Annotated in this window: 24 protein-coding genes and 1 pseudogene; 11 read left to right on the top strand and 14 right to left on the bottom strand. The window is 65.0% G+C overall.

Annotation, left to right across the window (positions count from 1 at the left end; all coding sequences use genetic code 11):
• Nucleotides 1-9: 9 nt before the first annotated feature.
• On the bottom strand, nucleotides 10-1,062 hold the full coding sequence (gene glcE / locus ACTORR_RS03475; RefSeq protein ID WP_313364401.1) for a glycolate oxidase subunit GlcE: 1,053 nt from the start codon (nucleotides 1,060-1,062) through the stop codon (nucleotides 10-12).
• Entirely contained in the window at nucleotides 1,062-2,561 is a 1,500-nt protein-coding gene (glcD, locus tag ACTORR_RS03470; RefSeq protein ID WP_441343544.1) for a glycolate oxidase subunit GlcD, read from the bottom strand. Before glcD ends, glcE begins: the two co-directional genes overlap by 1 nt.
• A 195-nt stretch (nucleotides 2,562-2,756) precedes the next feature.
• On the opposite strand from glcD, the gene glcC reads away from it, so the two are divergent.
• Nucleotides 2,757-3,521 (top strand): transcriptional regulator GlcC, encoded by a 765-nt coding sequence (gene glcC, locus ACTORR_RS03465; RefSeq protein WP_441343543.1) that lies wholly within the window; start codon nucleotides 2,757-2,759, stop codon nucleotides 3,519-3,521.
• A 116-nt stretch (nucleotides 3,522-3,637) separates the two neighbouring features.
• Here glcC and ACTORR_RS03460 read toward each other — a convergent pair whose 3' ends face one another.
• The 4 genes from ACTORR_RS03460 to ACTORR_RS03445 all read right to left on the bottom strand — a co-directional run bounded on the left by ACTORR_RS03460 (nucleotide 3,638) and on the right by ACTORR_RS03445 (nucleotide 7,027).
• On the bottom strand, nucleotides 3,638-4,870 hold the full coding sequence (locus ACTORR_RS03460) for a M20/M25/M40 family metallo-hydrolase (RefSeq protein ID WP_313364398.1): 1,233 nt from the start codon (nucleotides 4,868-4,870) through the stop codon (nucleotides 3,638-3,640).
• 122 nt (nucleotides 4,871-4,992) lie between these two features.
• Nucleotides 4,993-5,310: a DUF2388 domain-containing protein gene (locus ACTORR_RS03455; protein WP_054887188.1), complete on the bottom strand. Its 318-nt coding sequence runs from the start codon at nucleotides 5,308-5,310 to the stop codon at nucleotides 4,993-4,995.
• Between the two features lie 107 nt (nucleotides 5,311-5,417).
• On the bottom strand, nucleotides 5,418-6,017 hold the full coding sequence (locus ACTORR_RS03450) for a hypothetical protein (RefSeq protein WP_054887187.1): 600 nt from the start codon (nucleotides 6,015-6,017) through the stop codon (nucleotides 5,418-5,420).
• A gap of 101 nt (nucleotides 6,018-6,118) precedes the next feature.
• Complete coding sequence (locus ACTORR_RS03445; protein ID WP_054887186.1) at nucleotides 6,119-7,027, bottom strand: LysR family transcriptional regulator; 909 nt, start codon at nucleotides 7,025-7,027, stop codon at nucleotides 6,119-6,121.
• A gap of 348 nt (nucleotides 7,028-7,375) precedes the next feature.
• Between ACTORR_RS03445 and katG the strand changes: the two genes are divergently transcribed.
• Nucleotides 7,376-9,631: a catalase/peroxidase HPI gene (katG, locus tag ACTORR_RS03440; RefSeq protein ID WP_313364397.1), complete on the top strand. Its 2,256-nt coding sequence runs from the start codon at nucleotides 7,376-7,378 to the stop codon at nucleotides 9,629-9,631.
• Between the two features lie 47 nt (nucleotides 9,632-9,678).
• On the opposite strand, the gene ACTORR_RS03435 is transcribed toward katG, so the two are convergent.
• Nucleotides 9,679-10,584, bottom strand: coding sequence for an AraC family transcriptional regulator (locus ACTORR_RS03435; RefSeq protein WP_441343542.1), 906 nt, complete (start codon nucleotides 10,582-10,584; stop codon nucleotides 9,679-9,681).
• A gap of 102 nt (nucleotides 10,585-10,686) precedes the next feature.
• Between ACTORR_RS03435 and ACTORR_RS03430 the strand changes: the two genes are divergently transcribed.
• From ACTORR_RS03430 to ACTORR_RS03410, 5 genes are read left to right on the top strand one after another with little or no spacing between them, the layout of a single operon-like run.
• On the top strand, nucleotides 10,687-11,247 hold the full coding sequence (locus tag ACTORR_RS03430; RefSeq protein WP_313364395.1) for a carboxymuconolactone decarboxylase family protein: 561 nt from the start codon (nucleotides 10,687-10,689) through the stop codon (nucleotides 11,245-11,247).
• A gap of 48 nt (nucleotides 11,248-11,295) precedes the next feature.
• Nucleotides 11,296-12,360 (top strand): acyl-CoA dehydrogenase family protein, encoded by a 1,065-nt coding sequence (locus ACTORR_RS03425; RefSeq protein WP_099813474.1) that lies wholly within the window; start codon nucleotides 11,296-11,298, stop codon nucleotides 12,358-12,360.
• On the top strand, nucleotides 12,357-13,178 hold the full coding sequence (locus ACTORR_RS03420; RefSeq protein WP_054887181.1) for an ABC transporter ATP-binding protein: 822 nt from the start codon (nucleotides 12,357-12,359) through the stop codon (nucleotides 13,176-13,178). The genes ACTORR_RS03425 and ACTORR_RS03420 overlap by 4 nt, the downstream gene beginning before the upstream one ends.
• Nucleotides 13,165-14,370 (top strand): ABC transporter substrate-binding protein, encoded by a 1,206-nt coding sequence (locus ACTORR_RS03415; protein ID WP_313364394.1) that lies wholly within the window; start codon nucleotides 13,165-13,167, stop codon nucleotides 14,368-14,370. The genes ACTORR_RS03420 and ACTORR_RS03415 overlap by 14 nt, the downstream gene beginning before the upstream one ends.
• Entirely contained in the window at nucleotides 14,370-15,125 is a 756-nt protein-coding gene (locus ACTORR_RS03410; RefSeq protein WP_099813476.1) for an ABC transporter permease, read from the top strand. The genes ACTORR_RS03415 and ACTORR_RS03410 overlap by 1 nt, the downstream gene beginning before the upstream one ends.
• Nucleotides 15,126-15,236: 111 nt before the next feature.
• Here the strand turns inward: ACTORR_RS03410 and ACTORR_RS03405 are convergent, their stop codons facing one another.
• Complete coding sequence (locus ACTORR_RS03405; protein ID WP_054883868.1) at nucleotides 15,237-15,923, bottom strand: GNAT family N-acetyltransferase; 687 nt, start codon at nucleotides 15,921-15,923, stop codon at nucleotides 15,237-15,239.
• Between the two features lie 73 nt (nucleotides 15,924-15,996).
• Nucleotides 15,997-16,932, bottom strand: a complete 936-nt coding sequence (argC, locus tag ACTORR_RS03400) for an N-acetyl-gamma-glutamyl-phosphate reductase (RefSeq protein ID WP_313364393.1) — start codon at nucleotides 16,930-16,932, stop codon at nucleotides 15,997-15,999.
• Between the two features lie 114 nt (nucleotides 16,933-17,046).
• Here argC and ACTORR_RS03395 point away from each other — a divergent pair, with 114 nt between their 5' ends.
• Entirely contained in the window at nucleotides 17,047-17,928 is an 882-nt protein-coding gene (locus ACTORR_RS03395; RefSeq protein ID WP_054883866.1) for a LysR family transcriptional regulator, read from the top strand.
• Nucleotides 17,929-17,939: 11 nt separating this feature from the next.
• Here the strand turns inward: ACTORR_RS03395 and ACTORR_RS03390 are convergent.
• Nucleotides 17,940-18,090, bottom strand: a pseudogene (locus tag ACTORR_RS03390) (3-oxoacyl-ACP reductase); the annotation flags it as partial.
• Between the two features lie 225 nt (nucleotides 18,091-18,315).
• Here ACTORR_RS03390 and ACTORR_RS03385 point away from each other — a divergent pair.
• Entirely contained in the window at nucleotides 18,316-18,579 is a 264-nt protein-coding gene (locus ACTORR_RS03385) for a hypothetical protein (protein ID WP_313364392.1), read from the top strand.
• 60 nt (nucleotides 18,580-18,639) lie between these two features.
• Here the strand turns inward: ACTORR_RS03385 and ACTORR_RS03380 are convergent, their stop codons facing one another.
• Nucleotides 18,640-19,290 (bottom strand): TIGR04211 family SH3 domain-containing protein, encoded by a 651-nt coding sequence (locus ACTORR_RS03380; RefSeq protein WP_054883864.1) that lies wholly within the window; start codon nucleotides 19,288-19,290, stop codon nucleotides 18,640-18,642.
• Between the two features lie 196 nt (nucleotides 19,291-19,486).
• Nucleotides 19,487-20,824, bottom strand: a complete 1,338-nt coding sequence (locus ACTORR_RS03375) for a hypothetical protein (RefSeq protein ID WP_313364391.1) — start codon at nucleotides 20,822-20,824, stop codon at nucleotides 19,487-19,489.
• Nucleotides 20,825-21,015: 191 nt separating this feature from the next.
• On the opposite strand from ACTORR_RS03375, the gene ACTORR_RS03370 reads away from it, so the two are divergent.
• Nucleotides 21,016-21,501: a VOC family protein gene (locus tag ACTORR_RS03370; RefSeq protein ID WP_054883863.1), complete on the top strand. Its 486-nt coding sequence runs from the start codon at nucleotides 21,016-21,018 to the stop codon at nucleotides 21,499-21,501.
• A gap of 14 nt (nucleotides 21,502-21,515) precedes the next feature.
• On the opposite strand, the gene ACTORR_RS03365 is transcribed toward ACTORR_RS03370, so the two are convergent.
• Nucleotides 21,516-22,589: an AbrB family transcriptional regulator gene (locus tag ACTORR_RS03365; protein WP_054883862.1), complete on the bottom strand. Its 1,074-nt coding sequence runs from the start codon at nucleotides 22,587-22,589 to the stop codon at nucleotides 21,516-21,518.
• A gap of 125 nt (nucleotides 22,590-22,714) precedes the next feature.
• On the opposite strand from ACTORR_RS03365, the gene ACTORR_RS03360 reads away from it, so the two are divergent.
• Nucleotides 22,715-23,617 carry a LysR family transcriptional regulator gene (locus tag ACTORR_RS03360; RefSeq protein ID WP_313364390.1) on the top strand — a complete coding sequence of 301 codons (903 nt, stop codon included), beginning with the start codon at nucleotides 22,715-22,717 and terminating at the stop codon, nucleotides 23,615-23,617.
• Nucleotides 23,618-23,647: 30 nt separating this feature from the next.
• Here ACTORR_RS03360 and mrdA read toward each other — a convergent pair whose 3' ends face one another.
• Nucleotides 23,648-25,540: a penicillin-binding protein 2 gene (gene mrdA, locus ACTORR_RS03355; protein WP_441343541.1), complete on the bottom strand. Its 1,893-nt coding sequence runs from the start codon at nucleotides 25,538-25,540 to the stop codon at nucleotides 23,648-23,650.
• Nucleotides 25,541-26,593 lie beyond the last annotated feature (1,053 nt).

The following is a 26,593-nucleotide window of genomic DNA, read 5'->3' as shown; positions in this document are numbered from 1 at the left end:
GGCGTAGCCTCACAGGTCCGGGTACAGGCGGCCAGGGTTGAATACGCCCTGGGGATCGAGTTGTTGCTTGAGCGCGAGGTGGTAGCGCATCAGCGCCGCTGGCAGCGGCGCGCTGCTGTCGTCGCCGGGGGCATAGAGGGTGGCGTGGCCGCCGGCCCTGCCCGCTTGTTCGCGGATCAACTGCACCGGTGCCGTCGACTTCAGCCAGCGTTGCGCGCCGCCCCAGTCGATGAGTTGCTGCCCCGGCAAGTCGAGTTCGCCGCTGGCGGTCGGGACCGACAGCCGCCATAGCGGCGCCGGGTCGCAGAAGAAGGCCAGGCGCTGTTCGCGCAGGTCACTCCAGAAACGGCTGTCCAGCACTTCGCCGCCCAGGCGCTGGCGGGCCGACTGGACCGAGCCTTCACCCCCTTCCAGGCGCAGGTGCAGTGCTTCGCCATCGTGGCAGGCGGCGCTTATCGGCAGCGGCTGCTGGCCCCATTCGGCCAGTTCGGCCAAGGCCTGGTGGCGGTCCATCGGCAGGCGCAGGCTGAGGCATTCGCGTGGGCGTGGCAGTACCTTCAGCGACACCTCGGTCAACACCCCGAGGCAGCCAAAGCTGCCGGCCATCAGCCGCGAGACGTCATAGCCGGCAACGTTCTTCATCACTTCGCCACCAAAACGCAGCAGCTTGCCGTGGCCGGTGATGACCCGCGTGCCGAGTACGTAGTCACGTACCGACCCGGCCCATGGCCGGCGCGGGCCGGACAACCCGGCCGCGACCATGCCGCCCAGGGTCGCCTCGGCGCCCAGGTGCGGCGGTTCGCAGGGCAGCATTTGCCCGGCCTCGTGCAGCGCCGCCTCGATCTCCAGCAACGGCGTGCCAGCCCGGGCGGTGAGCACCAGCTCGGTCGGGTCGTAGCTGACGATGCCCCGGTGGTTGCGGGTATCGAGGATTTCGCCGGCCACCGGGCGGCCGAGCATGGCCTTGCTGTTGCCACCCTGGATGCGCAGCGGCGTGCCCCGGTTGAGGGCCTGGTTGACCTGTTCGAGCAGGTCCGGGCTCATGTCGCGGTCCATGCTCATCAGAAGCGCTCCAGTTCGGGGAAGGGCAATTGCCCGTGGTGCACGTGCAGCGCACCGAACTCGGCGCAGCGGTGCAGGGTGGGGATGTTCTTGCCCGGGTTGAGCAGCCCTTGCGGGTCGAATGCCGCCTTGACGGCATGGAACAGGGTGATTTCGTCGCTGTTGAACTGCGCGCACATCTGGTTGATCTTCTCGCGGCCTACGCCGTGCTCGCCGGTGATGCTGCCGCCCACCGCCACGCACAATTCGAGGATCCGCCCGCCGATGGCCTCGGCGCGTTCCAGCTCGCCAGGCAGGTTGGCATCGAACAGGATCAACGGGTGCATGTTGCCATCGCCGGCATGGAACACGTTGGCCACGCGCAGGCCATATTCCTCGCTCAGTTCACTGATGCCCTTGAGCACCCGTGGCAGCTCGCGCCGCGGGATGGTGCCGTCCATGCAGTAGTAGTCCGGGGAAATCCGCCCCACCGCCGGGAAGGCATTCTTGCGCCCGGCCCAGAAGCGCACACGCTCGGCTTCGTCGCAGGCCAGGCGCACTTCACGGGCACCGGCTTGCTTGAGCACGTCGGCCACCCGCGCGCAGTCATCCTGGACGTCGGCTTCGACACCATCCAGCTCGCACAAGAGGATGGCGGCCGCGTCCACCGGGTAGCCGGCGTGGATGAAATCCTCCGCGGCGCGGATCGCCAGGTTGTCCATCATCTCCAGGCCACCGGGGATGATGCCGGCGGCGATGATCTCGGCCACGGCGCGGCCGGCGTCCTCGACGCTATCGAAGCTGGCCAGCAGAACTCGCGCCACCTGGGGTTTGGGCAGCAGTTTGACGGTCACTTCGGTAACGATGCCGAGCATGCCCTCGGAGCCGGTGAACAGCGCCAGCAGGTCGAAGCCCGGGCTGTCGAGGGCGTCGCTGCCCAAGGTCAGGCGTTCGCCCTCGACGGTGAGGATTTCGACCTTGAGCAGGTTGTGCACGGTCAGTCCGTACTTCAGGCAGTGCACGCCACCGGCGTTTTCGGCGACGTTGCCGCCGATCGAGCAGGCGATTTGCGAAGAAGGGTCGGGTGCGTAGTACAGGCCATGGGGCGCGGCCGCCTGGGAAATGGCCAGGTTGCGTACACCGGGCTGCACCCGGGCGAAACGCCCTTGCGGGTTGACTTCGAGAATGCGGTTGAAGCGTGCCATCACCAGCAGGATGCCCTTGGCCAGTGGCAGGGCACCGCCCGACAGGCCGGTCCCGGCGCCGCGCGCCACCACCGGCACGCCACGCAGGTGGCAGAGCCTGAGCAACGTCTGCACCTGTTCCAGGCGTTCGGGCAGCACCACCAGTAGCGGCACAGAGCGGTAGGCCGAGAGGCCGTCGCATTCATACGGTTTGAGATCTTCCGCCCGATGCAGGATCTCCAGGTCGGGGAGTGCATCGCGCAACGCCTGTAACAGCGCGGACTGATCCACGGCGGGCAGCGCGCCGTCGACACGTTCGTCGTAGAGGATGTTCATGAGGCTCACTCAGCGGCAATTTTTGTTGTTGTGGGCAAACCGGACGCTTTGCAGCCTGCGCGTTTGGCCGGGAGCGGTCGAGGGCATAGGGCACTGGTCCTACCAGTTTTTCCGTTGGGGGCTGGTTATCCATGGCTTCGACCGGCTAGATTGGTGTCGGCGCAGGGCAGTGGTCCTACCAGTTGGAGTGTGCTAATGGGGATTGAAGGCAAGGCCAAGGTCGCAGACCAGGTGGCCGAGCGAGTGGAGCGGCTGATCGTCGAAGGTGTGCTCAAGGTCGGCCAGGCCTTGCCATCGGAACGGCGGCTGGTGGAAAAGCTCGGTTGCTCGCGGTCGGCATTGCGTGAGGGCCTGCGCATCTTGCGTGGGCGCGGCATCATCGACACCGAGCAGGGGCGCGGTTCGTTCGTTGCCGACCTGGCCGGGCAGGCGGGGACCACACCGTTGATGCACCTGTTCAGCTCACAGCCGCGCACGCTGTTCGACTTGCTGGAAGTGCGCGCCTTGCTGGAGGCGGAATCGGCACGCCTGGCGGCGTTGCGCGCCACCGATGTCGACCGCCTGCTGATCCGCAGGCGCTATGAAGACATGCTCGATGCCCATGCGGCTGCCGAAGTGCTCGACCCACGCGAACATGCCCGGCGTGACCATGCCTTCCATCGGGCGATCAGCGAGGCGTCACACAATCCGGTGCTGGTGCATACCTTGCAGTCATTGAGCGACCTGACCTTGAGTACGGTGTTCGCCTCGGTCAACAACCTGTATTGCCGCCCTGCGCAAAAGCGCCAGATCGACCGCCAGCATGCGCGCTTGTATCACGCGGTGATGGAGCAATTGCCCGAGCAGGCGCAGCGGGCAGCGCGCGAACATATCAACGGGATTCGCGACAGCTTGCGGGAGATCGAGCAGGAAGAGCAACGCCTGGTCAGGGCGACGATGCGCATGGATGGTTGGGGCTGAGTTTTGCCTGTACTGGCCTCTTCGCGGGCACGCCCGCTCCCACAGAGAACACACATTTTCATGTGTTGCCCTGTGGGAGCGGGTTTACCCGCGAAGAGGCCGGCGCAGGCGATAGATCACTTGGCTAGATGCCTGATCATCGCCACGGTGAGGTAAAGGCGCGGCGCGATGCTGCCCAGTTCGATGTATTCATCGTCCCCATGCAACCCGGCCCCGACCACCCCCAGCGTTTCCAGCACCGCCGGTTTTTCGCTGCCGGGCACGTAGGCATACCCGGCGTCGGTGCCGAAGCGCATGGCAATCGGCTCGACCTTGTAGCCAGCTTCTTCGTACAGCTTCTGGGCTGTCTCGGCCAATCGGGTCGAAGCCGGGTTACGCGCCAACGGCGGTCGCCCTTTTTCGACCACGACACTGGCCTGGGTATCGGCCACCAGCTGCTTCTGCACGATGCGTTGGGCGTCGGCCTGTACCCGCTCAGTCTCGCCCAGGTCCGAATAGCGCATGTCCGCTTCGGCGGTGGCCAGGGCCGGAATGATATTGGCCTTTTCGCCGGCCTTGGCCAACGTCCAGTTCACCGTGGTGCCTTTGCTCGCATCGCCCAGGTCCTTGAGCTGGAGTAACTGGTGGGCCAGTTCGGTGAGCGCGTTGCGGCCCTCTTCGGGCGCAGAGCCTGCATGTGATGCACGGCCTTTGACTTCAAGCTTGAGGCGGTTGATGCCGTTGGTGGCGACAGTCACTGCATCCTTGTCCGGTGGCTCGTAAGAGAACACGTAGTCATGCTTGCGGGCCAGTTCGGCTATGATCTGCTTCGACCCGGCAGAGCCCATTTCTTCGTCCGGGTTGAACAGCACGGTGAGCGTGCGGTAGCCCTTGAACTGCTGATCGTTCAGCAACTTCAGCGCGTGCAGGATCATCGCCACACCCCCCTTGGCATCGGCGACGCCCGGGCCGTATGCGCGCTGGCCATCGACCCGGAACGGGCGTTTGGCAACGGTGCCGGGGACGAACACGGTGTCGTAGTGCACCATCAGCAGGAAGTCCTTGCTGCCACTACCTTTGAAGGTGCCGACAATATTGTCGCCGACCGACGGCTTGGCAGGGTGAGTCTGCACCTCGGCGCCCAGTGCCTTGAGGCGCTTCACCAGCTCGGCACTGACTTGCGTCAGGCCCGCTTCGGTACCGGTGCCGGTGTCTACCGAGACCAGGCTCTTGAGGGTTTGCAGGTACGCCGGTTGTTCGTTCTCGGCCTGCTTGAGCAGCTCGTTGGGGGCGGGTTCAGCGGCAGGTGCCTGGGTCCAGGCGATCAGCAGCGCCAAGGCGATGGCGTGGGGAGGGCGGGGCAACGGCATGGGGGCTTCCTTGTTGTAGTGAGTCCTTGAGCCTAGCCACTAAGCTCGATGTCGCTCGGGTAAACCAGTACGCACATCAACTCCACCGCTGTTCGAGCCGGTGGAGTCTGCGTGGCAAAAGTTCAATGATGGGCGACCGGATCATCCTGCGAGAGGATTGCCTTTGCCAGCTCTTCGTCACTGGCCTGCAAGCCAGGATGGTCCTTGCGAGCCTGTTCCAGCGCCGATTCCACATAGGCGCCACGAATGGTCCCGCCGCTGGCGACGAAGGCCGACAGCTCGTCCTGTGCGGGGATGATGCGTTTATCGTCCTTGAAGGTCGAATACAGCGAGGCGGAAACACCGGCCGAGGTGGCGACGTCGCCCGCATCGACGCGGGCCAGGGCAGCACCGGCAGGCAGCAGGAGCAGCAGCGCAGGGGCGAGGAGTAGGTGGCGCATGTTGTGTTCTCCAGTAACGTGAAGCACAAGGAAATAAACCACTCACTGCTTAAGAGAGCGGGCGAGGGTCAGGAGTTCCCTGAGTTCTGCCGGAGCGTCGTCGTGGCTCACACCTTGCTGCCCAGCAAGCGCTGCAGCGAAGCATCGAAGTCGCGCAGGGCATCGGCCTTGGCGGCCTGCTCATCTTCCAGCATCCGCGCTACGTTGCTGACATCCTTGTGCGCACGCCCTTCGGCGCGGCCAATGTAGGTCAGCTGGCTGTCGAAGAACCGCGCCACCACCCGGCTCTCGACGTCTGCCGTGGCCAGGCGGCTTTCGCTGTCCAGCAGCACGATCACGTCCGGGTGGTCGGCAAGCAGGCTGTCCAGGTCTTCGTAGAAGGTCACTTCGGCGAACTGCTGGGCCAGCGAATGCGCCAGCCAGTCGTAGGCCTGGCTGCCCCCGCGCAAGGTGGCTACCGGAATGCTGCGCGGCTGCGACCTGGCCACCGCATCGTCACGGTGCTGCTGCAGGTAGCTGAGGGTGCTGTCGGCATTACGCCCGAGCAGCACGGCCACATGCTGCCCCGGGGCCAGGGCGACGCTGGAAATGGCCGTGGCCGAGTAGAAGTGCCCGCAGGGCTGGGCAGCCTGCTGGCCGGCCGGCGCGGCACAACCGCCAAGGGCAGCGAACAGGGCGAGCAGGGCAGCGAGCATGCCGGTTTTCATGGTTAGAGCCTCATCGATCAGTGAATGCCGCCATCTTCCGCCCGTCGCGGCTGCGGCGGAACTCGATGGCATTCATGGTGGCTATCGATGGGGTCGATGAATCAGCTCGGGCGGGCCATGTACTGCAAAATGCGTTCGCGCAGCCAGCGCTCGGCCGGGTCGTTGTCGTGGGCGCCGCTCCACACCATCGACAGCTCGGCCTCGGTGATCTCGAAGGGCGCGGGATCGGCACGCAGGCTGCCATCGTCTGCCAGGGCGCAGGCGGCATAGTCGGGCACGGTGGCGATCATTTCGGTATTGCGCAGCAGTGCACGCAGGCTGCCGAACTGCGGCACGGCCAGGACCACCTTGCGGCAGCGGCCGATGCGTGCAAGGTCGAGGTCGATGTTGCCGCTCATGTCACCGGAGAACGACACCATCACATGGGGCCGCGCACAGTACTCGTCGAGGGTCAGCGGGCCGGGGCGGTCGTCGGCGCGCAGCACACGCACGCCGATATCGCGCAGCTTGCGGCGTTTGGCGGTGGCGGGCAGGTCGGTGGTGTAGCTTACCCCCACAGAGATCTCACCGCTGGCCAGCAGGCCTGGCATCAGCAGGAAATTGGCCCGGCGCACCACCACGCTGATGTCAGGCGCTTCCTCGCGCAGGGCTTGCAGCAAGGCCGGGAACAGGCCGAACTCGGCATCGTCCGACAGGCCCAGGCGGAACTGGTTGCAACTGCTGGCCGGGTCGAAGTCACGGGCGCGGCTGATCGCAGACGAAATCACGTCCATGGCCGGGCCCAGTTCGGCGAAGATCTGCATGGCCCGCGGGGTGGGCTCCATGGCCCGGCCGCTGCGGATCAGCAGCGGGTCGTCGAACAGCTCGCGCAGGCGGGCAAGGGCGGCGCTGACGGTGGACTGGGTGATGAACAGCTTTTCGCCGACGCGGGTCAGGTTGCGTTCGATCATCAGGGCTTCGAAAAGCACCAGCAGGTTCATGTCGACGCGGCGCAGGTCGTTGCGGTTCATGGGGCTTGGCTCACCGGGCTGGATGGGTTGGCGGTGTATTGAAGCACGACGCTGAGCGTTGTGCCTTGTATGGATGTGCCGGGGCTATCAGCCCTTAAGAGCCACTCTATTAGAAGTCTGCCCAAGCTCGGCTAGTCTTTCCCCTGGCCCCGCGAAATCCACCTGTGCGCGGCGTGGCAGCACGTGCGTGCAAGACCGCGCCGCACGTGACGTGGGAGCTTCGCCAGCCCCGTGTCGGCACATCACCGACCAGACCTGACGAGGGGTAGGCACGAGCCCACGTGCTCGGCTGAAAGAACACCTGGCAGAGACCGGAAATCTGGATAACCGACCCAAAGGTAACAGCAGATGTCGAACGAATCGAAATGCCCGTTCCATCAAACCGCAGGTGGCGGCACCACCAACCGTGACTGGTGGCCTGACCAGCTCAACCTCAGGATCCTCCATCAACACTCGTCGAAATCCAACCCTGACCCGGATTTCGATTATGCCAAGGCGTTCAAGAGCCTCGATTTCCAGGCCCTGAAAAAAGACCTGACCGCCTTGATGACCGACTCACAGGACTGGTGGCCAGCCGACTTCGGCCACTACGGCCCGCTGTTCATTCGCATGGCCTGGCACAGCGCTGGTACCTACCGCATCGGCGATGGCCGTGGCGGTGCCGGCTCCGGTCAGCAGCGTTTCGCGCCGCTCAACAGCTGGCCGGACAACGTCAGCCTGGACAAGGCCCGGCGCCTGCTGTGGCCGATCAAGCAGAAGTATGGCAACAAGATCTCCTGGGCCGACCTGATCGTGCTCACGGGTAACGTCGCCCTGGAATCCATGGGCTTCAAGACCTTTGGCTTCTCTGGCGGCCGCGCCGATGTGTGGGAGCCGGACGAAGACGTGTACTGGGGTTCGGAAAAGGTCTGGCTCGGTGGTGACACCCGTTACGGCAAGGAGCAGGTCAAGGCGCAACCGCCAGGCCAGGGTGACCTGGTCGCGGAGCCACAGAAACATCCCGAGGAACAGAGCCGTGACCTCAGCGGCGAACGCAACCTGGAAAACCCGCTGGCGGCGGTGCAGATGGGGTTGATCTACGTCAACCCGGAAGGCCCGGAAGGCAACCCGGACCCCGTCGCATCAGGTCGGGATATTCGCGAAACGTTCGGCCGGATGGCGATGAATGACGAAGAAACCGTGGCGCTGATCGCGGGCGGCCATGCCTTCGGCAAGACCCACGGTGCCGGCCCGGCCGACAATGTAGGCCCTGAACCGGAAGCGGCGAGCCTCGAACTGCAGGGCCTCGGCTGGGCCAACAGTTTTGGCACTGGCAAAGGCGGGGATACCATTACCAGCGGCTTGGAGGTGACCTGGACGTCGACGCCGACTCGTTGGAGCAACGAGTACCTCAACAACCTGTTCAACTTCGAGTGGGAACTGACCAAGAGCCCGGCCGGTGCGCACCAGTGGCGACCGAAGGATGGCAAAGGCGCAGGCACCGTGCCGGATGCCCACGATCCGGGCAAGAAGCATGCACCGTCCATGCTCACCTCTGACCTGGCGCTGCGCTTCGACCCGATCTACGGGCCGATCGCCAAGCGCTTCAAGGATAACCCCGACCAGCTGGCCGATGCCTTCGCCCGTGCCTGGTACAAGCTGATCCACCGTGACATGGGCCCGCTGGCGCGCTACCTGGGCCCGGAGATGCCCAACGAAGAGCTGCTGTGGCAAGACCCGCTGCCCAAAGCCGACCACCCGCTGGTGGACGAACAGGACATCGCCGGGCTCAAGGCCAGGATTCTTGCGTCGGGCCTGAGCGTCGCCGAACTGGTGTCCACCGCCTGGGCGGCAGCCTCGACCTTCCGTGGCTCGGACAAGCGCGGGGGGGCCAACGGCGGCCGCCTGCGCCTGGCACCGCAGAAGGACTGGGTGGCCAACCAAGGCACCGGCACGGTGCTGGCGGCGCTGGAGAAGATCCAGAGTGACTTCAATGCCGCAGGCAAGAAAATCTCCCTGGCCGACCTGATCGTCCTCGCCGGTTCTGCCGCCGTGGAAAAGGCGGCCAAGGATGCCGGGCACGATGTCAGCGTTGGCTTCCGGCCGGGCCGTGTCGATGCCTCGCAGGCGCAGACCGACGTCGAGTCGTTTGCCGTGCTTGAGCCGCTGGCTGATGGATTCCGCAACTTCAGCAAGGCCCGCTACAGCGTCAAGGCCGAGAAGCTGTTGCTGGACAAGGCCCAGTTGCTGACCCTGACCGCGCCTGAACTGACCGTGCTGATCGGTGGCCTGCGCGTGCTGGGTGCCAACCATGGCGGCAGCAAGGACGGTGTGTTCACCGACAAGCCTGGCACCCTGAGCAACGACTTCTTCCGCAACCTGCTGGACATGGGCGTGGAATGGAAGCCGACTTCGGCGGACAACGACCGCTTCGAGGGCCGTGATCGCAAGACCGGGCAGGTGAAGTGGACGGGCAGCCGGGTCGACCTGGTGTTCGGCTCGCACGCGCAGTTGCGGGCGCTGAGCGAGGTGTATGGCAGCAGCGATGGCAATGACAAGTTCGTCAAGGACTTCGTGGCGGCCTGGGTAAAAGTGATGGAACTCGATCGCTTCGACCTGAAATAACGTTCTCGCTGACAGCCAGGGGGCGCTTTGCGCCCCCTTTCAGCCGGTCAGCGCTGCTCGTGCTGGCGTCGATATGCCCCCGGTTGCACACCCACGGTCTTGGCAAACGCCCGGGTAAACGCCGCCACCGACTGATACCCCACCTGCGCCCCCACCTGTTCCACGGTATTGCCCGCCTGCAGCAACCGGCAGGCATGGCGCATGCGCAGCGCCAGCAGCACCTGCCCCGGCGACTGCCCGGCCACCTCCACGAAGCGCTTGAAGAACGCCGAGCGCGACAATCCGGTGCAGGCCGCCATGTTCTCCAGTGTCCAGGCCTGGCCAGGCTGTTCGATCAATTGCTCCAGCAACCCGGCGAAGGCCGGCTGACGGGCGAGGGCGACCAGCCCGCCAAGCGCCTGCCCGCCATGCACCTGCTGGCGCAGCACATACAGGAACAGCAACTGGGTGAGGCGCTCCAGCATCGTTTGCGAGGGCGAGCGCTGGCACTCCTCCAGAATCAGCCCGAACAATGCCCGCGCCGCATGCCCGGCCGGTTCATCGGCACGCAGCACGATCCAGTCGGCCAGCCCGTCGACGATCAGCGACGACAACCCGGCGCGGAAGTCGAAGAACCCGCATACCAGGCCCACCCCGTCGCTCGCCGTCTCATCCAGTGCCTGCATTTGCTGGCGTGGCTGGTCGCAGGCGGTAATCGGGTCCTGGTCGCTGGACAGTCGATAGCCCAGGTCGCGCAGCAGGAACACGGCATCGCCGGCGGCCAGGCGCACAGCCTCGCTCCGGCCATCGAGGTGCAACCAGCAATGCCCCTGCACCACCAGGTGAAAGCTGGCGCGGCCCATGCCTTGGGTGCTGGCATGCCAGCCACCGCAATAGCGGCCGACATGAAACAGGCTGGCATCGAGTTCGAGGCCCTCTAATAACCAATCGACAAGATGGCTGGATGAAATCATCTAATGCAAAGACTCAGGAGCAAGGAAAGGCGACTGATGAATATGGAGGGTAATTCTTATAACCAACAGACTGTAGCGACCTACACGACAGGAGACCACTCCATGACCTCGCGCATTACTCTACACACTCTGCAGAGCGCTCCGGAAGCGGCCCGCCCATTCCTCGAGAGCGCCCAGAAGAACTCCGGCTTCATTCCCAACCTGCTCGGCGTGCTGGCCAATGCCCCGGCAGCGCTGGAGACCTATGTCACCGTCTCGGCCCTGAACGGCAAGTCCGAATTGTCCCTGGCCGAGCGTGAAGTGGTGCAATTGATAGCCGCCACCCAACACGGTTGCGACTTCTGCGTCGCCGGCCATACCGCCGTGGCCCTGAACAAGGCCAAGCTGCCCGCCGAAGTGGTCGACGCCCTGCGCGCCCGTGGTGAACTGCCGGATGCCCGCTACGAGACCCTGGCCGAATTCGCCCGTGAAGTCATTGCCACCCGCGGCAACGTCAGCGACGCCACCTACCAGGCCTTCCGCGCAGCCGGTTTCACCGAGGGCAACGCCCTGGAAGTGATTCTTGGCGTGAGTCTCGCAACCCTGTGCAACTTTGCTAATGTGTTCGCCCAGACGCCGCTCAACGACGAGCTGAGCAAGTACCGCTGGCAGCCAACTGCGTAATCGACGCCTGGCGCGGGTGGCGCCTGTGATTTCAAAAGGAGTAGGGACATGCTTGATGCTGCATTTCGTCAATGGCTGGATGCCAATGCCGAGGCAATCGACCAGGGCCAATGCGACCCGCAGCACGTGCTGGCGCATATTGCCGAATCGCAACTGCTGCGCGTTGGCGTCGCCCCGGCACTGGGCGGCAGCGGCGGCGCAGTCACCGATGCGGTCGAAGCCATCGCCGCCATCGCCAGCCGCTCACTGGCCGCAGCCTTCGTTTGCTGGGGCCAGCGCGCGTTTATCGAATACCTGCTGCAAAGCCCCAACCAGGGTTTGCGCGAGCGCTTGCTACCCAGCCTGCTGACCGGCGAGCTGGCCGGTGCCACCGGGTTGTCCAACGCCATGAAGTTCCTTTCCGGCATCGAGGCCTTGCAGGTGCGTGGCCGCTGCGAGGCGGCGGGCTGGACGCTGGAAGGCCGCCTGCACTGGGTGACCAACCTGCGCAAGAGCGGCTTCGTCGTGGCGGCGGCCATCGAGGACGACGCCGGTGGCTCGCCTTTCGTGATGGCCATTCCCTCCGCCAGCCAGGGCCTGGAGCGCTCTGACGACCTGGAACTGATGGGCCTGCAATCGAGCAACACCGCCGCGTTGGCGTTTCATCAGGTGCAGTTGAGCCGCGACTGGCTGTTGCACGAAAACGCCCGCGAATTCCTGCCCAAGGTGCGCCCGGCGTTCCTTGCCCTGCAGTGCGGCATGGCCATTGGCCTGGCGCGGCGCTCGCTGGAGGAAGTCCACGAACACCTGCATGGGCGCCTGTCGTTCCTCGAAGAACACCGCCAGGTGCTCAAGGAACGCCTGGAAAACACCGTGGCCGAGCTCAAGCAAGGTCTGCTCGAGGGGCGCTACCAGGGCCAGCCGGCGGCGCTGTTCAAGCTGCGCATCACCCTCGCCGAAAGTGCTGCCGACGCCGTGCAGCTGGAGCTGCAGGCCAGCGGCGGCAAGGCGTACCTGGATGAGTTCGGGGCCGGCTTCGCCCGCCGCTGGCGCGAGTCGGCGTTCGTGCCGATCGTTACCCCAAGCCTGGTGCAACTGCGCGCCGAGCTGCATCGCCAGGCCGCCAACGCATGAGCCAAACGCTACTCCAAGCCTGCGCGATCAACCTGGGCTACCCGCGCGAGGGTGGTTGGCAGGAGGTGCTGGCGCGCTTTGACCTGCAACTGGCGCCAGGCGAGGTGGTGACCATCCTCGGCCCCAGTGGCGTCGGCAAGTCCAGCCTGCTGCGGGTGCTGGCCGGTTTGCAGCAACCGCGCAGCGGGCGAGTGACCCTGCACGGCGAGCCGCTGCAGGGGCCGCACCCGCGCCTGGCGGTGGCCTTTCAGGACCCGAGCCTGCTGCCCTGGTTGAGCCTGGAAAAGAACGTCGCCTTCGGCCTGGATTTCGCCCGCCAGCCCAAGCTGCCGGCAGCCGAGCGCCGCGCGCGCATCGACCAGGCCATCAGCGCGGTGGGCCTGGCCCATGCGCGCAACCAGTATCCGGCGCAGTTGTCTGGCGGCATGGCCCAGCGCACCGCTCTGGCCCGTTGCCTGGCGCGCCAGCCCGAAGTCCTGCTGCTCGACGAGCCGTTCGGCGCGCTCGACGAAGTGACCCGTGCCGACATGCAGCAATTGCTGCTGCAACTGATCGCCGCTCACAACACGGCGGCGGTGCTGATTACCCACGACATCGACGAAGCCTTGTTGCTGTCCGACCGGGTGCTGCTACTGGGCGACCACCCGGCGCACATCCTTGGCCAATGGCACATCGGCCTGCCGCAACCGCGCACGCAGCGGGTCGAGGAGCTGGGCGCGCTGCGAATCGAGATACTCAAGACCCTTCGGCGGGCGAGCCGCACGGCTGAACCTTCCCCTTCCTCGTTGACTTCGGAGCCTGCCCATGTGCATGGATGACTGCTGTTCCTCCACCTCGCGTCGTGATTTCCTCAAGCTCAGCGCCATGCTCACCGCTGCCGGCGCCGTACCGCTGCTCTCCAGCTTGCAGGCTCGCGCTGCGGCCGAACCCGACGCGCCGGTGCGCATCGGCTACCTGCCGATCACCGATGCCACGCCGCTGCTGGTGGCGCACAACAACGGCCTGTTCGAGGCTGAAGGCATCAAGGCCGAGCGCCCGGTATTGCTGCGCAGCTGGGCGCAGGTGATCGAGGCTTTCATCTCTGGCCAGGTCAACGTCATCCACCTGCTTTCGCCGATGACCGTGTGGGCACGTTACGGCAGCAAGGTACCGGCCAAGGTGGTGGCCTGGAACCATGTCGGCGGCTCGGGCCTGACCGTGGCGCCGGACATCAGCGACATGAAGCAACTGGGCGGCAAGACAGTGGCCATCCCGTTCTGGTACTCGATCCACAATGTGGTGTTGCAGCAGATGCTCAACGACAACGGCCTGACCCCGGTGTCGAAACCTGCCAATGCCTCGCTGGCGGCCAATGAGGTCAACCTGCTGGTGCTGCCGCCCTCGGACATGCCGCCGGCCCTGGCCAGCAAGCGCATCGCCGGCTACATCGTCGCCGAACCGTTCAATGCCCTGGCCGAGAACCTCAAGGTCGGCCGCGTGCAGCGCTTTACCGGCGATGTCTGGCGCAACCACGCCTGCTGCGTGGTGTTCATGCATGAACACGACCTGAACAACCGCCCGGAGTGGTCGCAGAAGGTGGTCAACGCCATCGTCAAGGCCCAGCAATGGGCCCGCGACCACCGCGCCGAAGCGGCGGCGTTGCTGTCCAAGGCGGGCCCCAACAAGTACACGCCGCATGAACCGGCGGTGCTGACCAAGGTGCTGGCGCCGGCCGCCGAAGACCGCGCTGGCTACGTGGCCAGTGGTGCGATCCGGCATCAGCAATGGTACGAGAAGCGCATCGACTTCCAGCCCTACCCATACCCCAGCTATACGGAAGAACTGGTCAAGCGCTTGAAGCACACCCTGATCGAGGGCGAAAGCGGCTTCCTCGCCGGGTTGGACCCGGTGCAGACGGCTCGCGACCTGGTCGACGACCGCTTCGTGCGCAACGCCATTGCCGCAGTCGGTGGCCCGTCGGTGTTCGGCATCGCCGAGAACTTCCAGCGTAGCGAGGAGTTCGCGGTCTGATGGGCAAGCACGTCGTAGCTGCCGGCCTGGGGCTGGCGGGCCTGCTGGGGTTGCTGCTGCTGTGGTGGGCGGGTGTTCAGTTGTTCGGCGAGGCTGACGGCCTGTCGGCACGCTTCTCGCCCCAGGCGACCCTGGCCAGCCTGGTCGAGTTGCTTGGCCAAGGCGAGGTCTACGGGCATGTCTGGGTCAGCCTCAAGCGCATTCTGGTCGGCTTGTTGCTGGCGTTGCTGATCGGCGTGCCGCTGGGGCTGCTGGTGGGTAGCTACCGGCACCTGGAAGCAGCGACCACACCGGCGTTCCAGTTCCTGCGGATGATCTCGCCCTTGTCGTGGATGCCAGTGGTGGTGATGCTGATGGGCGTGGGTGACCAGCCGATCTACTTCCTGCTGGCCTTCGCCGCACTCTGGCCGATCCTGCTCAACACGGCCGCAGGCGTGCGCCAGCTCGACCCGCGCTGGCTGCAGTTGAGCCGCAGCCTCAGTGCCACGCGTTGGGAAACCTTGTGCAAGGTGATCGTGCCGGGGGTTATCGGCCATGTGCTGACCGGGGTGCGCCTGGCGATTGGCATCCTGTGGATCGTGCTGGTGCCGTGCGAGATGCTCGGGGTGAGCGCGGGGCTTGGGTACTTCATTCTCGATACCCGCGACCGCCTGGCTTACTCGGAACTGATGGCAATGGTACTGCTGATCGGCGTGCTGGGGTTCATGCTCGATGCCTTGGCCCGCGGGCTGCATCGGCGTTGGGTGCATGCCTGACCGCCCAGTTTTGCTTCTTCGCGGGCAAGCCCGCTCCCACCGGGGACGCACAATTTTCCAGGCCTGTGCAGTACCTGTGGGAGCGGGCTTGCCCGCGAAGAGGCCCTCAGATCAATGCACCGATCTGCGCTGCCTGACACATTCCTTGGCCTGCACCGTCAACTCATCCAGCCATTCATCCCGCTGCTGCTCGGCATCGAGCATGGCATCCTCACCCTGCTGATTGAGCAGGTAGGTGTGAATCTGCAGCACCTCGGCGGTCTGATAGATCGGCGCAATGTCCAGCCGACCGATCAGCGCGCCACTGGCCTGGCCGGTGCTGCTCATCAGCACCTGCGGCCCGCTGGCGGCGACCACCTGCATGCCCATGCTCTCGAACCACGGCACCTGGCTGGCAAAGGCATTCAGCTCGACACTGGCATAGCGTGCCTGCGCGTCACCCAGCAGGGCACGGGCAATGCCTTGGCGGCGGTGGCTGGGTGCCACGGCCAGAAACGCCAGGGCGCAGGCCTGGGGGTTGTCCTGGGCCGGCAAGGCCAGGGCGAAACCGAGCAACTGGTCCGGGGCATCGGCATCCAGGGCCAGGGTCAGTTCCACTGCCAGGCCACGGGTGCCGTCCATGGCCTGCAGGTACTGGTGCACCTCCATGCCGACGCCGTACTGGTACAGCGGATACAGTGGGTTTTCGGCGCGAATGGCGACACTGCTCAGATCGCCGACGTTGTGGATCACCAGCTCGCGGATCTGGCTCTGGAAAGATTCGGGCGGCACGCTGTCGAGGCGGCTCAGGATGAACATCGGTAAACGGGCTCCGGCTGCGATTGGCTCATCCCGCGCCGAGGTGGCGCGGGGTGCACAGTCTAAACCCTTTTTAGCCGCGCATCGCGGCGAGCATCAGGTCGAGGTTCTGCACGGCCGCGCCCGAGGCACCCTTGCCGAGGTTGTCGAACACCGCCGTCAGCAGCACCTGGCCGTGCTCGGGGTTGGCGTACAGCGCCAGGCGCAGGTCGTTGCTGTCATTCAGCGCCTCCGGGTCGAGCGGGGTGGCCGGGCCTTGCTGATGCAGGGGCATCATCTGCACATGGCGGGCACCCTGGTAGTGGTGCTCCAGGCAGGCTTGCAACTGCTCGGCGCGCGGCTGGCCCGGCAGCAGGCGCAGCTGCAGGGGAATACTCAGGACGATGCCCTGGCGATAGGCCGCGTAACCGGGCAGGAACATGGGCCGTGCCGACAGACCCGCATGCAGCTGGATTTCCGGCACGTGCTTGTGCGCCAGTTCCAGGCCATACATCTGCAAGATGGGGGTATGTTCAGCGCCCGGTGTTTCGTGCCGCTCGACGGCGGCACGACCACCGCCGGAATAACCCGAGATGGCGTGGATGCTCAGCGGGTAGTCGGCCGGCAGCAGGCCGGCCTTGACCAGTGGGCGCAGCAGGGCGATGGCGCCGGTCGGGTAGCAGCCGGGGTTGCTGACCCGCTTGGCCTGGGCGATGCGCTCGGCCTGCTGCCCGTCCAGCTCCGGCAGGCCGTAGACCCAGCCTGGTGTGGTGCGGTGCGCGGAGCTGGCGTCGATCACCCGTACGGCCGCGTTCTCGATGGCCGCCACGGCCGTGCGGGCAGCATCGTCGGGCAGGCACAGCAAGGCGATGTCGGCGCTGTTGATGGCGTCGGCGCGGCGCTGTGGGTCCTTGCGCTCGGCTTGCGGCAGGGTCAGCAGGCGCAGGTCGGTGCGGCCTTGCAGGCGGGCGTGGATCTGCAGGCCGGTGGTGCCTTGGTCACCGTCGATGAAGACAACAGGGGTGTGCATGGTCGGAGTCCGGTCAGCGGAGGAGATGGCCTATGCTCGCCTGTGGCGCTGGGAAAGAAAATTTGAATATGATGACGCTGACGTTCAGCTTTCATGAATCAAGGATCGCCGCCCATGCGCGAAATCAGCCTCGACCGCCTGCGTACCTTGGTAGTGGTTACCGACCTGGGCTCGTTTGCCGAAGCCGCCCGCCAGCTCAACCTCGCGCCGCCCACCATCAGCTTGCACGTGGCCGAGCTGGAGGCGCGGGTCGGTGCGCCGCTGCTGACGCGCAACCGCAACCAGGTGCGCCCGACGGCCATCGGCGAGACGCTGCTGGGTAGGGCCCGGCGTTTGCTGGCCGATGCCGACCTGGCGTTGGACGAAGTGCGTCGCCAGGTCGAGGGCCTGACCGGGCGGGTGCGCCTGGGGGCATCCACGGGTGCCATTGCCCACTTGTTGCCCAAGGCCCTTGAGCATTTGAAAGAGGCGCACCCTGGTATCGACGTGCAGGTTCAGGTGCTGACTTCCCAGGCTTCCCTGGCGCGCTTGCGAGAAGGCAGCCTGGACATCGGCCTGGTCGCGCTGCCGCAGGTGGCCGGCAAGGGTGTCAGCCTCACGCCCTGGCGGCGCGACCCGATTCTGGCGTATGTGCCGGCCGACTGGCAGCCGCCGGCCAAGGTCACCCCGGCCTGGCTGGCGCAGCGTGCATTGATCCTCAATGACCACAGTACCCAGTTGTCACGGGTGACCGGGGAGTGGTTCGCGGCGGCGGGCTTGTATCCCGAGCCGCGAATCGAGCTGAACTACAACGATGCGATCAAGAGCCTGGTCGGGGCGGGCTATGGCGCGACCTTGTTGCCGCAGGAAGGCGAGGCCGCCGAACTGGATCGGCGGATTGCCCGCCGGCCGCTGCGGCCCGGGTTGTGGCGGCAGCTGGGGATTGCCTGCCGGGAAGGGCAAGTGGAGCGGGCAACGGGGTTTGTGTTGCAAGCGCTGGAACGGTTGCGGCAGTAAGGCCCGCAAAGAAGGGCCTCGACCGAGCCGCCGTGCAGCGGTGTATCGATGATCCCGGGTGCTACCGCATTGACCTGCCCGCCGCTGGCTGCCAGCTCCAGGCCCTTGACCGCCTGATTCAGCCCGCCCTTGACCAGCACCTGGCAACAACGCCGGTACGCGGGGGAGCAGGTGGTGGTGGCGACACCGGCCTACCTGGCATGCTGATCTACCCTTAGGCCCGGCACATGCCCTTGCGGGTACGGGCGTTCATCGACTTCCTGTTTGCCGAGTGGCGATGACCGCCGAGCTGAACCGACACAGCCCGCGCCATCGCCGTCTATGCTTTCCCCTGCATCGAGCCAAATGCCTCTCGATGATCATTCTGATTTCCAAGGAGAACGCTCCATGAAATCCATCCTATTGCTGGTAATTGCTTCAGTGCTGAGTATTGCTGCACACGCTGACCCCAAAACCAACTGCGATGCGAAGATCAAGGAACTGGAAGACGACCACAAAGCCAGTGGCCAGGGCATGCACGGCGGCATGGCCCATGATTTCAAAGTGAAATGGGAAGAAGCCAAAAAGGCTCGGGATGCCGGCGATATGGCCAAGTGTCAGTCTGCTGCCGACCAGGCCAAAAGTATCTATAACAAGGCGCGCAGCCGATAGCGCCACGTTGCTGCGGGCCTCTGCGCGGTTGAATCCGTGAAGAGGCCCGCCTGTCTATGATCAGAACCAGCGGTCGTTCTTTTTCCGCCCACGGGTCAGCGCCGGCAGGATCAGCCCCGCCAGCAGGCCGGCACCGGCGATGCTGCCGCCGTAGACCATGTAACGCATCATCACCTGCTTGTTCTCGTCGCCCAGACGTGCCTGGGTATCGCGCAGGCTCGACTGGCTCTGGTCGAGCTGTTCGCTGAGCGCCTGGTTGCGTGCTTCCAGCTCATCGATGAGCTTCTTGCGCGAGTCGAGGGTCTCCTGCATGCCCTGTACACGGTTCTTCCAGCTGTCATCGATGGTCTTGAGCTGCCCGGACAGCTCCGCCACCTGAGCGTCGAGTTGCGGCAGGCGCTCGCTCTGGCCTGGCACCGACTGCAGGTCATTGGTGAGGATCCATACCAGGTCGCCATTCTGCCCACGTACCTGGCTGTAGTTGCCCTGGCTACCGACCAGGGTGAGTTTCTGCCCGGACTTGAGCGTGCCGACGATGCGGTGGCCATCGGTCGGGCCACTGCGCACGTAGGTGCTCAAGCTGTCGCTGACCCAGCGCGCATCGCTGGCCGGCTCTTCGGCATGCGCGGGGACGGCAAGGGCCAGCAGGGCGGCGAGCAGGCTGCCGCGCAGGGCAGGGAGGGCAAGGGAGGCTGGGCGGGATTCAGGCATGTTGGGTCTTCGCTGCAACAGGAAAAATAGGCCCGGTAACTGTGGATCAGCGACGAGGCCGGCGAACCGGTCGGTGAATTGACCGTCAGGGACAGACCGCAATTTTGTAAGCAGGTTCACTGCTGAATGTAGGATTTCCCAACAGAATGTTGCAGGTACCGGGCGCGAGGCACGCGCCCCGGGTGGGGCGCTTTTTTCATGTCGATATCAGGGTCCTGGCAAGGCAATCCTTGCAATTGACGATGGTTTCCCGAGGCCCCGCCTTCACATGCACCAGGTTCGATCCGCACATGGCGCAAAACAGCCTGCAGCCGTTATCGTCCGCATGTACCGGCAGCTCAGCGATGTAGTCGCTGACCTTGCGACTCAGGCCATGGTCGCGCTGTTGCAACAGCACGTCGAACAGCGCCTGACTGAAACCTGAACGCGGGGCGTGGCTGTCGTAGCTCGATACCGTGAACTGCCAGTCCTCGCGGATGGCGCGTTCGCTCAGCGACAGCAGGCTCCCTGGAATGGTGTTGGCGGCGTGCAGTTTGTTGACCTGGGCGCGGGCAACGAATGACAGTGCCCCACGGACCGCAGTGTTGACCAGCGACCAGATGTGCCGCACGGGATGCTTGTCGAGCAGCTGGGCTGCGACTTCTGCGGCTTTGTGCCTTGCCTCGAAGGGCAGCCCGTGTTCCGCGCAGCGGGTGGCGATGTAGGCGCACACTTCTTCGTTGCAGAGCGACTTGATGGCTGCGACGAGTTCGTCATGCCATTGCGGCTGCGGGCCAGCGCAAAGCGCCGTGTGCAGCGCGCGATGCAAAATGCCGAGGCCGGCCCGCTGCGGGTCATCCAGGCTGACATTGGCGACCCAGCGCACCTTGTTCTGCCAGGCCTTCGGTGTCGGGTCGTCGCTGAAGGCCTCCAGCGGCGAATCCGGGTCGACCAGCAGGATCTGGTCTTCATGCAGCGCCAGCAGGATGGTTGAATCCATGCCCTTGGAGGGGCTGACACGCCCATCGCCGATGGTTTTTTCCGCAGCCAGGATGCAATCCGTTTGCGTGTCCATGCGGATTTCGAGCACGGCCAGCAACTGCAACTGGCGGGTGATCGACAGCGTGTGCAGTGGCACTGGCAGGTGCTTTCCCAGCGACCAGTGCTCCTTGATGCGCTTGCGCTGTTCGATGGCCTTTGCCTGCCGGGCCTGTTCGCGCGCCGCCAGGCAGGGCTGGCAGGCGCAAGCGCGTTGCCAGCGGTTGCGCCCTGGGAAGTAGTGACGGTGGGCGCAGTTCGGGCAGTAGGCCAGGTTATCGTTCCAGCTGTTGGCCGTGCGGCTTTTGCGCCGTTCGTACAGGCTGACTTCGCAATAAGGGCACACGAGTTCGGCGCAGGGTACGGGGGGAAAGGCCTTGATCAGGCTGCTGGGGGCGAGGTCGATGGCGTAGCGTTCGAGCAGCTGGGCAATTTTCTCCCCGCTGATGTATTCGCTGTACAGCGCCTCGATCTGTTCGGCGCTGAGGTGCTGCAACTTTGATTTGAAATCAGACAAACCTGTATCTCCCTGCGAGAAGTCGCTTGTGAGGTTCGTCCGCAATGATGCAATGCCCCGCCATGTGCGGGTTGTGGGAAATTTCCCCGTGATTGGTAGGTGGCTTCTGATCGTTATCTTGGCGGTGGCCCTCGTCAGCTTGGACTGAAGGGCTAGACTCAAAGCTTCCTGTTTGCCCATGGGGCCTTGCCATGACTGCCAAGAACACGATCTGCCTGTGGTTCGACAAGGATGCCGAACAAGCGGCCAACTTTTATGCCCGAACCTTCCCCGACAGCCACGTGCTGGCGGTGCACCTGGCCCCCGGCGACTACCCGTCGGGCAAGGTCGGTGAGGTGATTACCGTCGAATTTACCGTGATGGGCATCCCTTGCGTCGGGCTCAATGGCGGTACCACGTTCAAGCACAGCGAGGCGTTTTCGTTCCAGGTCTGCACCGAGGACCAGGCCGAGACCGACCGGCTCTGGCATGCCATCGTCAGCAACGACGGCAGCGAGAGCGTCTGTGGCTGGTGCAAGGACAAGTGGGGCATCTCCTGGCAGATCACCCCGCGCATACTCATCCAAGCCATCTCCCACCCCGACAAGGCAGCGGCCAAGCGGGCGTTCGACGCGATGATGAGCATGGGCAAGATCGATGTGGCGAAGATCGAGGCGGCATTGAAGGGCCCGGCGTGAGGATTGTGGCGCCGCTAGCCACCGCACCCCTGGGTCAGGCGAATGATCTGCCGCGCACAGAAGGCCCCGGTCAGGATCACCCCGAACAGCCGCAAGGTCTGCATGGCCAGTACCAGGCCGACATCTGCATGGGTTTCCACTGCAATGATTGCCATGGCATCCAGCCCCCCCGGGCTGGTCGCCAGGTACATCGACAAGAAGTCCGTGCCCATCGCCAAGGCCAGCCCGTAAGCGCACGCGGCGCATAGCGCAATCAGCACCACCGCCCCGGCAATCATGGTCGGCAGGCGCTTCCACACATAGCGCACGGTCTGCCGGTCGAAGCGCAGGCCGATGTAACAGCCGATGGCACCGTAGGCAATGGCCAGCAAGGGCTCGGCCAAGCGGATGGTCAGCAACCCACTGAGTTGCAGGGCACCGCCCAGCAGCAGCGGTGTCAGCAAGGCGCCGGCAGGCAGGCGGTTGCCGAGGGTGATGCCCAGCAGCACCACACCCAGGCTGAGCAGGCTGTCGAGCAGGTGCGGGCCTGCCAGCGCCGCCGGTGCATTAGCCACCGCGCCTGCAGCCGGTGTGGCGCCGAGCAAGTGGCTGACCAGCGAGCCAATCATCACCACGCAGACCACCCGCACATATTGCATGGTTGCCACGACGCGGCCGTCGGCGCCATTGTCCTCGGCCATCGACACCATCGCCGAAGCTGCCCCCGGTGCCGTACCCCAGGCGGCAGTGCTGCCTGGGATGCCGCCGAAGCGCACCGTGCCAAGGCCCACCAGGGCGCTGAGCGCCACCGTGATGAAGGTGGCGACCAGCATCAAGTGCCAGGACTGGGCCATCGACACCAGTACCGCCCACGTCACCGAATGGGCGACCAGCAGGCCGACGCAGCCCTGACCGAAACGGAACAGCTGGCGATGCAGGTGCAGTTGCGCGCCCGAGACGCCGAAGACGATGGCCACCAGCATGGGGCCGAGGAACAACCCGGCCGGCACGGCCAGGGCATGCAGCAACTGGCCGAATGCGCCGGCACAGATCAGCAGTGCGAGCCATTGCAAGAGGGGCCTGAAAGCGGGGGGTAGGGCGGTCTGCAACGTGGATACTCCTTGCGCAGCGGATAACGCGTGGCTGGCAGCGCCAGCGGAGAAAATTATCGACGGCGCAATCGATCAAGTCTATTTTCTACTTTCGATGAATCCATAACTGAAATTCATGAATCATGGACCTGCGTGACCTCACCTATTTCGAAACCATTGCCGAACTCGGCCACCTGGGCCGGGCTGCGGAAAAGCTCAACCGCAGCCAGCCGGCGCTGAGCAAGAGCATCCAGCGCCTGGAAGAATCGCTGGGCACCCGCTTGTTCCAGCGCGATGGCCGCCGCATCAAGCTCACCGATGTCGGCAAGCTGCTGCTGGCGCGGGGCAAGCAACTGCAGTTGAACATCGCCGAAACCGAGCGCGAGGTGCGCGACTTCGCCAGTGGGCTGGTCGGCAACATCCGCCTGGGCTGCGCCGCGAGCATGGCCGATCACCTGCTGCCGCATCTGACCGCAGCGCTGCTGGAGCGAGCGCCGGAAGTGACCTTGAAGCTGTCGATCGCCCAGGACGACGTGCTCAAGGAGTCCCTGCGCGCCGGGCGGCTGGATGTGATCATTTCACCGCAGATCGCCATGGATCCCGAGTTCACCACCTATCCGATTCTCGAAGACGAAGCGATCGTGGTGGCCAGCGCCGAGCACCCGATCTTCGCTGGCCCCATCACCTTGCAGCGCCTCTGCCAGTACCGCTGGGTGCTGGCGGGGCCGACGGTGACTGCCCGTCGCTGGATCGACAACGTGTTCATCGCCCATCAGTTGCCAGCGCCGCTTGTGCAGATCGAGACCAACGCCATCTCGCTGCTGCCCCGGCTGATTGCGCGTACCCAGTTGCTCAGCTTCGCTGCCAGGGAAACCCTGGAGCATGGCTTGGGCATGTCCTGGCTGCGCGAAGTGCCGCTCCGGCAGACCACCATGTGCCGCACCGTAGCAGTGTCGGTGCGCACGGACGGCTACTTGTCGCCGGCGGCAGGGGCGTTGGTGACGCTGCTCAAGGAAAAAGGCAGCAGCTTCTTCGAACGTGGCTAGAGCAGCGCTCAGCCGATGCCGCCGGGCCTTTCAGCTGTGCGGCACCGGCTTGGCCGCTGGCGTGCCGGCAAATTGAGGCTTCAGGTGGCCCTGTTCATCGAGCAGATACGCGTCCATCACTTCGCGCACCACCGGGCCGGCAACGCGGCCGCCGGCCTCGCCGTTCTCGATCATCACGGCGACTACCACGCTCGGGTGGTCGGCCGGGGCGAAACCGACGAAAAGGGCGTTGTCGCGGTGGCGTTCGAGGGTCTTGTTGCGGTTGTAGCGCTCACCTTGCTTGATCGCCACCACCTGTGCCGTGCCGCTCTTGCCGGCGATGCGGTACTGGGCACCGGCCGCAGCGGCGCGGGCGATGCCGCGCGGATCGTGCATGACCATCTGCATGCCGACGTTGACCTGGTCCCAGGCGTGCTTGTCGTGTAGCACGATGTCGGGCATCGGGTTGGGGTCGACCGGGGCCTCGCCACCCACGGTCATGGCCAGGTGCGGGCGGTGCCACACGCCTTTGCTGGCCAGCAGGCTGGTAGCCTGGGCCAGTTGCAGCGGGGTGACCTGCATGTAGCCCTGGCCGATGCCGAGGATCAGCGTTTCGCCCGGGAACCAGGCCTGGCGGCGGGTGGCACGCTTCCAGGCTTGCGAAGGCATCAGCCCTGGGGCTTCTTCGAACATGTCCAGCGAGACCTTCTGGCCCAGGCCGAATTCGGCCATGTAGTCGTGCAGGCGGTCGATGCCGAGCTTGTGCGCGAGGTCGTAGAAGTAGGTGTCGTTGGAGCGCATGATGGCGGTGTACATATCTACCCAGCCATCGCCGCTGTGGTTCCAGTTGCGGTACTTGTGGTCGTAGTTGGGCAGCTCGTAGTAGCCGGGGTCGAACACGCGGCTGCCGGGGGTGATCACGCCGCTGTCGAGGCCGGCGATGGCCACTTCCGGCTTGACCGTCGAGCCTGGCGCATAGAGGCCGCGCAGCACGCGGTTGAACAGCGGCCGGTCGATCGAGTCGCGCAGCGCGGCGTACTGCTTGAAGCTGATGCCCTTGACGAACAGGTTGGGGTCGAAGCTCGGGTTGCTGACCATCGCCAGCACGTCGCCGTTGGCCGGGTCGAGCACCACCACTGCGCCACGGCGGTCACCCAGGGCCTTTTCGGCGGCCACCTGCAGGTGCGCGTCGAGGCTGAGGATGATGTCCTTGCCGGGGATCGGGTCCTTGTGGTTGAGCACACGCATCACCCGGCCCTGGGCGTTGGTTTCCACTTCTTCGTAACCCACATGGCCGTGCAGTTGGGCTTCGTAGAAGTGCTCGATGCCGGTCTTGCCGATGGACTGGGTGCCGCGGTACTCGGTGCTGTCGAGGGTCTTGGCTTCTTTTTCGTTGATGCGCCCGACGTAGCCGACCGAATGGGCGAAACGTTCGGCCAGCGGGTATTCGCGGATGAACTGCGGCTCCACGTCGAGGCCGGGCAGGCGGAACTGGTTGACTGCGATCAGGGCGATCTGTTCTTCGGTCAGGCCGACCATGAGGGTGACCGGCTCGAACGGTTTGCGGCCGCGACGCAGGTCTTTGTCGAACTGCTTGCGGTCGTCCTCGCCCAGGCCGAGGATTTGCGCCAGGGTGTCGAGCACCTTGGCCGAGTCACCGGCGCGCTCGCGGGTCATGGTCAGGTCGAAGCTGGGCTTGTTGTCGGCCAGCACCACGCCATTGCGGTCGTAGATCAGCCCGCGTTCGGGGGCGATGGGCAGGATATGCACGCGGTTGTTTTCCGAAACGGCGCTCTGCTGGTCGTGTTGCAGCACTTGCAGCACGTAGAGCCTGCCCACCAGGACGGCGCACAGGCTGAACACCAGGGCGGCGCAGGCCAGGAGCCGGCGATTGACCAGGTGTTTTTCCTTTTCGTGGTCCTTGAGGGGGATCGGTTGCGGCATGGGGGCTCTGTACAGTAGCGAATTCGGCAGGCGAGGGCTTCGCCCTCGTTCGCGGGCACGCCCGCTCCCACAGGTACTGCGCCGATCTTGAGCTGGCGCGTAACTGTGGGAGCGGGCGTGCCCGCGAATGGGCCGCCCAGCGGCCCCGGGGCCGGCGATGCTACGCAACCCGGCCCCGCGCCTCAAGGCAAGCGCGATCCGTGTACCGCTGCGCATCGTGCATCCACCCCACCATCAGGGCGTTGAGGGCCAAGATGAAGATTTGTTCATGCGGTTTCAGAATCAGTCCTGCAACCGCTGAGCCTCGGTTCTTGCTCTTGCTCTTGCTCTTGCTCTTGCTCTTGCTCTTGCTCTTGCTCCTGCTTTTGCTCTGCTTTTGCTTTGGCTTCTAAGCGCGCGATAGTCCAGGCGACGCTGAGTGCGACTTCAGGAGGCCGAACGCAGGCGTCTGGAGGGCCAGGGTGCGCAGCACCCCTTCGGCGCAGCCGAAGGCGCGAGATGTAGACTTGCGCAGCAAGTCGTAGGCCGCGCGGGCCCGGAAGGCGCCGGAGTGAGGGGACCCCGGAGCGCAGCGCAGGGGCCGGATGATGGGAGCGGGGGTTTTTGCCTACTTTTTGCCCAGTCAAAAAGTAGGTCGCCGTAAAGGCGAAAAGGTGATTCAGCGCCACCATGGCGAATGAATGTTGACTTGATTTGAAAGCCCACTCCCAAAAGCCAAAAGCCAAAAGCCAAAAGCCAAAAGCCAAAAGCCAAAAGCCAAAAGCTCGACTGCGGTGGTTTTGATTCAGTCGAGTGCATTCTTTTGCGATGGCGACGCACAGTCACCTTTCCGCCCTTACGGCGGGTCACTTTTTGTCAACGCGACAAAAAGTAACCAAAAAACGCTGGCTCCTATCATCCGGCCCCTGCGCTGCGCTCCGGGGTTCCCTCGCTCCGGCCTTGCTCCCGGGAGGACCGCGCTGAACGGCCCATCCTGGGCCGCAGCGCTTGACGGGCATCCATGCCCGTCACCTCCCTCCGCAAGGCCTGCGCTCGGCCTCCTGAAGTCGCATT

Source organism: Pseudomonas sp. SAR267 (genome assembly GCF_052077595.1).
Lineage (GTDB): Bacteria > Pseudomonadota > Gammaproteobacteria > Pseudomonadales > Pseudomonadaceae > Aquipseudomonas > Aquipseudomonas vlassakiae.
The sequence above is the reverse complement of the archived record's forward strand: the minus strand, read 5'-3'. Positions and strand labels throughout refer to the sequence as shown.

Bases quoted from the DNA above. Each gene is read 5' to 3' on its own strand.
- glcE (WP_313364401.1), bottom strand. From the start codon at position 1,062: ATGAGCATGGACCGCGACATGAGCCCGGACCTGCTCGAACAGGTCAAC.
- glcD (WP_441343544.1), bottom strand. From the start codon at position 2,561: ATGAACATCCTCTACGACGAACGTGTCGACGGCGCGCTGCCCGCCGTG.
- glcC (WP_441343543.1), top strand. From the start codon at position 2,757: ATGGGGATTGAAGGCAAGGCCAAGGTCGCAGACCAGGTGGCCGAGCGA.
- ACTORR_RS03460 (WP_313364398.1), bottom strand. From the start codon at position 4,870: ATGCCGTTGCCCCGCCCTCCCCACGCCATCGCCTTGGCGCTGCTGATC.
- ACTORR_RS03455 (WP_054887188.1), bottom strand. From the start codon at position 5,310: ATGCGCCACCTACTCCTCGCCCCTGCGCTGCTGCTCCTGCTGCCTGCC.
- ACTORR_RS03450 (WP_054887187.1), bottom strand. From the start codon at position 6,017: ATGAAAACCGGCATGCTCGCTGCCCTGCTCGCCCTGTTCGCTGCCCTT.
- ACTORR_RS03445 (WP_054887186.1), bottom strand. From the start codon at position 7,027: ATGAACCGCAACGACCTGCGCCGCGTCGACATGAACCTGCTGGTGCTT.
- katG (WP_313364397.1), top strand. From the start codon at position 7,376: ATGTCGAACGAATCGAAATGCCCGTTCCATCAAACCGCAGGTGGCGGC.
- ACTORR_RS03435 (WP_441343542.1), bottom strand. From the start codon at position 10,584: ATGATTTCATCCAGCCATCTTGTCGATTGGTTATTAGAGGGCCTCGAA.
- ACTORR_RS03430 (WP_313364395.1), top strand. From the start codon at position 10,687: ATGACCTCGCGCATTACTCTACACACTCTGCAGAGCGCTCCGGAAGCG.
- ACTORR_RS03425 (WP_099813474.1), top strand. From the start codon at position 11,296: ATGCTTGATGCTGCATTTCGTCAATGGCTGGATGCCAATGCCGAGGCA.
- ACTORR_RS03420 (WP_054887181.1), top strand. From the start codon at position 12,357: ATGAGCCAAACGCTACTCCAAGCCTGCGCGATCAACCTGGGCTACCCG.
- ACTORR_RS03415 (WP_313364394.1), top strand. From the start codon at position 13,165: ATGTGCATGGATGACTGCTGTTCCTCCACCTCGCGTCGTGATTTCCTC.
- ACTORR_RS03410 (WP_099813476.1), top strand. From the start codon at position 14,370: ATGGGCAAGCACGTCGTAGCTGCCGGCCTGGGGCTGGCGGGCCTGCTG.
- ACTORR_RS03405 (WP_054883868.1), bottom strand. From the start codon at position 15,923: ATGTTCATCCTGAGCCGCCTCGACAGCGTGCCGCCCGAATCTTTCCAG.
- argC (WP_313364393.1), bottom strand. From the start codon at position 16,932: ATGCACACCCCTGTTGTCTTCATCGACGGTGACCAAGGCACCACCGGC.
- ACTORR_RS03395 (WP_054883866.1), top strand. From the start codon at position 17,047: ATGCGCGAAATCAGCCTCGACCGCCTGCGTACCTTGGTAGTGGTTACC.
- ACTORR_RS03385 (WP_313364392.1), top strand. From the start codon at position 18,316: ATGAAATCCATCCTATTGCTGGTAATTGCTTCAGTGCTGAGTATTGCT.
- ACTORR_RS03380 (WP_054883864.1), bottom strand. From the start codon at position 19,290: ATGCCTGAATCCCGCCCAGCCTCCCTTGCCCTCCCTGCCCTGCGCGGC.
- ACTORR_RS03370 (WP_054883863.1), top strand. From the start codon at position 21,016: ATGACTGCCAAGAACACGATCTGCCTGTGGTTCGACAAGGATGCCGAA.
- ACTORR_RS03360 (WP_313364390.1), top strand. From the start codon at position 22,715: ATGGACCTGCGTGACCTCACCTATTTCGAAACCATTGCCGAACTCGGC.
- mrdA (WP_441343541.1), bottom strand. From the start codon at position 25,540: ATGCCGCAACCGATCCCCCTCAAGGACCACGAAAAGGAAAAACACCTG.